This window comes from Methanobrevibacter sp. V14, assembly GCF_963082475.1.
Classification (GTDB): Archaea; Methanobacteriota; Methanobacteria; order Methanobacteriales; family Methanobacteriaceae; genus Methanocatella.
Genome location: NZ_CAUJAM010000015.1, coordinates 1 through 4,186, shown reverse-complemented (window position 1 = coordinate 4,186; position 4,186 = coordinate 1). Strand labels below are relative to the sequence as shown.

The following is a 4,186-nucleotide window of genomic DNA, read 5'->3' as shown; positions in this document are numbered from 1 at the left end:
ATAATAAAACAAATGAAAATCAACAAGTGGGCGAAAAAACTGACGAACAAACAACACTCCTAACTAAAAAAGAAGTCCAATCCGAACTAGATTTATTTACATAAATCTAGCACCCTATAAATAGTATAAACTTTTAGAGAAAAACTATAATAAAAAAGGTTAAAAAAATAAGGAAGTGTTGGTGGTTCCTTATCTTTTTTTTTTTTATTTGATTGTTATTGTGTTTTTTATTTTTGATTTGGTGTATTGTGTGTATATGTTGTATTTGCCTTTTTTTAGGTTTTTGATTTTTAGTGTGGCTATTCCTTTTTTGTTTGTTAGTTTTTTGTATTTTTTTCCTTTGAATTTAAATGTTATTTTCTTTTTTGCTTGTGGTTTTCCTTTAGTGTTTACTAGTTTGGCCTGGAATTTTGTTGTTTTTGTTTTTTTCTTTATGATGTTTTTTGCTGTTAGTACTGGTTGGATTGTGATTTTATTTTTTGTAATGAATTTGCCATATTTTGTGGTTATGGTGTGTGTTTTTGGTTTTTGTGTGATTTTTAGGCTTGCGTATCCATTTTTGTCTGTTTTTTTGGTGTATGTTTTTCCTGATATTGTGAATTTTACTGTTTTTCCAGCGCCTACATTTTTACCATTTGCATGTATTATTTGTACTTTAAATGTTCCTCCCATGAAATAAATATTCATGTTTTTATTTTTTGTTATTGGGGATTTTAAGATTTTTATCTTGGTTGTGAAGGTGCTTGGACCATAATCTTTATCTCCATTGAATTTAGCTATTATTGAGTATTGTCCAGGTTTTTGTTTGAGAAGTATAGTAGCATAGCCATATTTGTCTGTTTTTAGGTTGTATTTTTTATTTTTGATTGTGATTTGAAGATTTTTATAAATTAAAGGTTTTCCTTGGTAGTCTGTTAATTTTACCTTATATTTTGTCCCATCATTATAAAACATATACACATTATTAGAATTTAAATAAGAATCACCAGTAATAATTAAATCATTAGTCAAATCATTACCATCTTTTTTATAAATCATTTTAATAGTGTGTTTTCCACTGTTTAAATTAAAAAAAGTAATATTCTCATTTATCCCACTACTAAGGATTTTATTACCATTTTCATAGTAATTAACATTGTAATTATTATTTTCGTAGAAAATTAAGTTATCAACAGTAACAGTATTTGTATTTTTAGGACGAAATACACTAAAAGTACAAGCAAATATATCACCTGGTTTACCCCAGTAAATAGTTTTACCTTCATTTTTAGCATAATTATTAACAAAAGAACAAGCACTTAAAGTACCATTAGCACCCCACCAATAAACAGCACCACCATACAGATTAGCATTGTTATTAACAAAAGAACAATCCTTTAAAGTACCATTAGCAGTATTCCACCAAACAGCACCACCACGATCAGCATGGTTATTATTAAAAGAACAATTCATTAATTCACCATTATAACCATCCCAAAAAACAGCACCACCCTCATATTTATAGTTATTATTAAAAGAACAATCCTTTAATTTACCATTATCACCCCACCAATAAACAGCACCACCATACAGATTAGCATTGTTATTAACAAAAGAACAATCCTTTAAAGTACCATTATCACCATACCAATAAACAGCACCACCATCAGCTGCATGGTTATTATTAAAAGAACAATTCTTTAATTCACCATTATTACCATTCCATTTAACAGCACCACCATACCCATCTACATGGTTATTATTAAAATAACAATCCTTTAATTCACCATTATTACCATACCAATAAACAGCACCACCATACTTTGCATGGTTATTATTAAAATAACAATCCTTTAATTCACCATTATTACCATACCATTTAACAGCACCACCATCTTCATCTGCATGGTTATTATTAAAAGAACAATTCTTTAATTCACCATTATCAGCATGCCAAAGAACAGCACCACCACGATCAGCATGGTTATCATTAAAAGAACAATTCTCCTTTAATTCACCATTATTACCATTCCAATAAACAGCACCACCATCAGCTGCATGGTTATTAACAAAAGAACAAGCACTTAAAAAACCATTATCACCATCCCATTTAACAGCACCACCATACCACCATTTAGCATGGTTATCATTAAAATAACAATCCTTTAATTCACCATTATTACCATACCAATAAACAGCACCACCATACCCATCTGCATGGTTATTATTAAAAGAACAATTCTCCTTTAATTCACCATTATTACCATACCAATAAACAGCACCACCATACCCATCTGCATGGTTATTAACAAAAGAACAATCCTTTAATTTACCATTATCACCATTCCAATAAACAGCACCACCCTTTTCTGCATGGTTATTGTTAAAAGTGCAGTTTTTTATATTGCCTTGTGTTCCATTTAAGTAAATAGCACCACCAAGTTCACGTGCGTGGTTATTTTCAAAGTAACAATTTTCTAAATTAGCATTATCTCCCAACCAGTCAATGGCACCACCCCAATCTGTTTGAGTATTATTAGCATTTATGAATCTTATATTTTTTAATGTGACTTGATTGTCACCTATCCAGAATATTCGTGTAGCTAATTTTCCGTTAAGTACATGGTTTTTACCATCAATAGTTAAAGGTTTATTAATTATTATCGCATTATCTCCAAATACATATGTATAGTCTTTATTTAGAGTTATTGTACCACCAATAGGTGCTTTGTTGATTATGTTTTGCAAATCAGTAAATGTTGAAGTAGATCCTTTTAAATCGCTTTTGTTCATTTCAACATTTAATTTATCATTATCTTCAACTTCTAAAATTGTAGTATTTTCACTTAAATCTATTTCAGATGTTGCATTGTCTTGTGCTGAAACAGCTGAAATAGATAAAAATATTAAAAATAAAAACACTATTATAACTTTATTTAAATTCTTAATCATTTTATATCAATCCTCCGGATCTTAATATTTTCATAATTAAATGAAATTGAATCAATATAATATTTAAATAATTAATAATGATTCTATACAATCATCTATAAATAATTAACTGTTCTGAATCAATCCGGGACTGTCAATTTGTTAGGTCTTCATTTCTTCTTTTTGTCCAACCATCGTTTTTATGCATTAATGCACTCCATAATCCTTGCATAGTCCTATAACTTCTTTTTTCGTATTTTGGCATTGTATTGCCATTGAAATTTTCTAATTTATTATTTGTTGGTTCTAAATGTCTTTTATAATCATCTTCAAGGAATATTAGGAATTTTCTGTATTCTGGGAAAAAATTCTTTTTTAGATACTTGGCCAAATGTTCTGGATAATATTTTATTTCATCTTTTAAAAATTTTATATACTCAATTGCTTCATCAATGGTTGGTTGTTTAAATAATTTCATAAATTCAGCAATATATTTCCATATTTCTTTTTTTTACTTCTTCTTTTTTCTTTTTTATAATTTCATCAAGATTGTCATCAGAGTATTTAGGATGAGTATTTTTTAATTCAAAGTGATAATTAGTCATATTTTTGTTTATTTTCTTTTTCATGTTACTTTTAATGTTTTTTTCCAAGTGAAAAGTACAATGTTGGTGAATAAATCCTAATTTGCTCATTATTTTATCATATTCCGGTTTTAAATCCGTAACAATTGCAACACGGTCTTTAAAAGGAATACTCATATAAATAAAATTTTCAATTACATTTTCATTTAATATTTCAGTTAGCATCGATGCCACAGGTACGTTATTGACTAAATCAAAGAGTACAAGGTAGTAAACCCAGTTTCCGTTAACTCTCTCCCACTGTTCGTCATATCCGTAATATCCAGACAATTTCAACTCATCGTTGAAATAATAAAATTCACCTTCGACCAATAAAGCTTTTCTTATGGTTTCATGAGACACTTTAATTCCAAACCAGTCTTTAATGAGTCTTTTAATATTTCTTAGAGATATCCAACTGTTTTCACGGGCATTAATTATTTTATTTTTGAAATCATTGGATAAATTACAGAATTTATCATAGAATCCTGTAAACTCTGCTTGAGATTTTTTTCCGCAATCGTGGCAAAAATATCGTTTAATTTTTACTCTAATTGGAAATCCTTCTTCTAAACATAATGTTCTCCAATTAAGTTAATACTGAATGTTTTCAGTTGAATTATTCAAAACAAATAAGGCAACTGATGGAAAAG

At 28.5% G+C, this 4,186-nt stretch carries 3 protein-coding genes; all 3 read right to left on the bottom strand.

Features of this window, described 5'->3' with window-relative positions:
• Window positions 1-204 precede the first annotated feature (204 nt).
• Window positions 205-2,931: a hypothetical protein gene (locus Q9968_RS09470; RefSeq protein WP_305515803.1), complete on the bottom strand. Its 2,727-nt coding sequence runs from the start codon at window positions 2,929-2,931 to the stop codon at window positions 205-207.
• Window positions 2,932-3,064: 133 nt separating this feature from the next.
• Window positions 3,065-3,388, bottom strand: a complete 324-nt coding sequence (locus Q9968_RS09465; RefSeq protein WP_305515801.1) for a hypothetical protein — start codon at window positions 3,386-3,388, stop codon at window positions 3,065-3,067.
• Window positions 3,389-3,392: 4 nt separating this feature from the next.
• Window positions 3,393-3,896 carry a hypothetical protein gene (locus Q9968_RS09460; protein ID WP_305515799.1) on the bottom strand — a complete coding sequence of 168 codons (504 nt, stop codon included), beginning with the start codon at window positions 3,894-3,896 and terminating at the stop codon, window positions 3,393-3,395.
• Between the last annotated feature and the right edge of the window lie 290 nt (window positions 3,897-4,186).